This window comes from Streptomyces sp. NPDC002809 (assembly GCF_040295435.1).
Classification (GTDB): Bacteria; Actinomycetota; Actinomycetes; order Streptomycetales; family Streptomycetaceae; genus Streptomyces.
This window is the reverse complement of the sequence record NZ_JBEOVJ010000171.1, coordinates 1-2,490: the sequence shown is the minus strand read 5'-3', so window position 1 is coordinate 2,490 and position 2,490 is coordinate 1. Positions and strand designations below refer to the sequence as shown.

The 2,490-nt window shown below is 68.7% G+C and carries 3 protein-coding genes; all 3 read left to right on the top strand.

Annotated features, from left to right (window positions below):
- Positions 1-151 precede the first annotated feature (151 nt).
- The 3 genes from lipA (at position 152) to ABT025_RS39325 (ending at position 2,357) form a co-directional block, all read left to right on the top strand.
- Entirely contained in the window at positions 152-1,117 is a 966-nt protein-coding gene (lipA, locus tag ABT025_RS39335; RefSeq protein WP_351003627.1) for a lipoyl synthase, read from the top strand.
- Between the two features lie 309 nt (positions 1,118-1,426).
- Entirely contained in the window at positions 1,427-1,627 is a 201-nt protein-coding gene (locus tag ABT025_RS39330) for an SCO2195 family GlnR-regulated protein (RefSeq protein WP_136330099.1), read from the top strand.
- 19 nt (positions 1,628-1,646) lie between these two features.
- Positions 1,647-2,357, top strand: a complete 711-nt coding sequence (locus ABT025_RS39325; RefSeq protein ID WP_351003626.1) for a DUF4191 domain-containing protein — start codon at positions 1,647-1,649, stop codon at positions 2,355-2,357.
- Positions 2,358-2,490 lie beyond the last annotated feature (133 nt).

Below are 2,490 nucleotides of genomic sequence, written 5' to 3'. Positions count from 1 at the left end.
GGCCGTGGCCACGGCCTGACCCTCGGAGCGCACCTCCGGGAATAGGCCCTGCCGGCCACAGGTTGGGCAGACGTAATGCCGTTTGAACAACGGGCGTACCCTGGTGTTCGCCGAAGAATCCAATGCAGCGAAAGCAAAGGGGAGTGCCGGAGTGTCCGCTGTCGCACCCGACGGGCGCAAGATGTTGCGCCTCGAGGTCCGGAACAGCCAGACCCCCATCGAGCGCAAGCCCGAGTGGATCAAAACCCGGGCGAAGATGGGCCCCGAGTACAACCAGCTGCAGAAGCTCGTGAAGAGCGAGGGTCTGCACACGGTGTGCCAGGAGGCCGGCTGCCCCAACATCTTCGAGTGCTGGGAGGACCGCGAGGCCACGTTCCTCATCGGCGGTGACCAGTGCACCCGGCGCTGTGACTTCTGTCAGATCGACACGGGCAAGCCGCAGGAACTGGACCGGGACGAGCCCCGCCGCGTCGGCGAGTCGGTCGTCACGATGGACCTGAACTACGCCACCATCACCGGCGTCGCGCGCGACGACCTGGAGGACGGCGGTGCCTGGCTGTACGCGGAGACCGTGCGCCAGATCCACGCACTGACGGCGGAGCGGGAGGGCGGCCACACCAAGGTCGAGCTGCTGATCCCCGACTTCAACGCGGAGCCCGAGCAGCTCGCCGAGGTCTTCTCCTCGCGCCCCGAGGTGCTGGGACACAACGTGGAGACGGTGCCGCGGATCTTCAAGCGGATCCGCCCCGGCTTCCGTTACGAGCGTTCCCTGGAGGTCATCACCCGCGCCCGCGAGGCCGGTCTGGTGACCAAGTCCAACCTGATCCTCGGCATGGGCGAGACCCGCGAGGAAGTCAGCCAGGCGCTCCGGGACCTGCACGACGCGGGCTGCGAACTCATCACGATCACGCAGTACCTGCGGCCGACCCCGCGCCACCACCCGGTCGAGCGCTGGGTGAAGCCGCACGAGTTCGTGGAGCTCAAGGACGAGGCCGACGCGATCGGCTACTCCGGTGTGATGTCCGGACCGCTGGTCCGCTCCTCGTACCGCGCGGGCCGGCTGTTCCAGCAGGCGATGGAGCGGCGCGGCGCGGTGGCCGCGGCGCCGACCGCGTAGCAGTGCCCGTGTGAATCCGGGCACAAGAAGCTACTGATCAGTAACGGCTGATTCGACGCGGCCCGTGCGCTCCTCGCAGGTCGGAGGCGCGTATGGGCCGCGTCGGCGTGCGCGGCGCCCGTATCAAGGTTTCATTGGTGTTTGACCGACCGGTCATGCGCTGGTAACACCAAGCAGTGACCCTGGATACCCGCAGCGCAGTGACTCTCCCTGCCACTGCCGACCCTGCGTCCCGTATCCAGTCCGCGCAGCACACTCCGCCCGCCGGCACCGTCCGGTGAGCGCATCCGTTCCGAGGGGACTTCCACGATGCAGGCCGTGCCGGTACGAGCCACCGCCCTTCCTTCCGTCACCGACGCCCTCCGCGCCGTCGAGTCGCTGCTCCTGAGCAGCGGCCAGCGCACCGCCCGCCGCAACGCCTGGACCGCGGTCCTCGAGGACCGCCGCCGGGCCAAGGACCGGGTCGAGTCCGAGTACGTACTGGAGGCCGTGGCCGACCACCGTTCCTAGGCCACGTAAACTTCACTGCATGGCGAGGAAGGCAGAATCCACTGAAGGCGCGGACAGCGCCGAGAACGCGGGGCGGCTCAAGCAGATCGCCCTGACCTACAAGATGACCAGGCGGACCGACTCCAAGATCGGTCTTGTTCTCGCGGGCGTGGGAATCGTCACCTTCGGTGTCCTCCTCGCGATCGGTTTCTTGATCGACCACCCGATCTACCTGGGCATCCTGGGCTTCGTGCTCGCCCTCCTCGCGATGGTGCTCGTCTTCGGGCGGCGTGCCGAGCGGGCGGCCTTCGGGCAGATGGAGGGACAGCCGGGTGCGGCGGCGGCCGTACTGGACCGGGTGGGCCGTGGCTGGACCACGACGCCGGCGGTCGCGATGAACCGCAGTCAGGACGTCGTCCACCGCGCCGTGGGCAAGGCGGGCATCGTGCTGGTCGGTGAGGGCAACCCGAACCGGGTGAAGAGCCTGCTGGCGGCCGAGAAGAAGAAGATGGCCCGCATCGTGGTCGACGTACCCGTGCACGACATCATCGTCGGCAACGACGAGGGCCAGGTGCCGCTCAAGAAGGTGCGCACCAAGATGCTGAAGCTGCCGCGCGTCCTGACCGGCCCGCAGGTGACCGCGGCCAACGACCGGCTGCGTGCGATGGGCGACCTGATGAGCAACATGCCGCTGCCGAAGGGCCCCATGCCGAAGGGCATGCGGATGCCGCGCGGCGGAAAGATGCGCTGAGCGGACTGAGAGAACGCAACAAGAGGGCGGGGGGGGGGGGACCGGCGGGGGGGGCCCCGCCCCGGAAGGTGGGGGGGGGGGCGGGGGGTGGGGGGCAATGAAGACGGCGTGCGGCAGTAAAAACGGGGGGTGG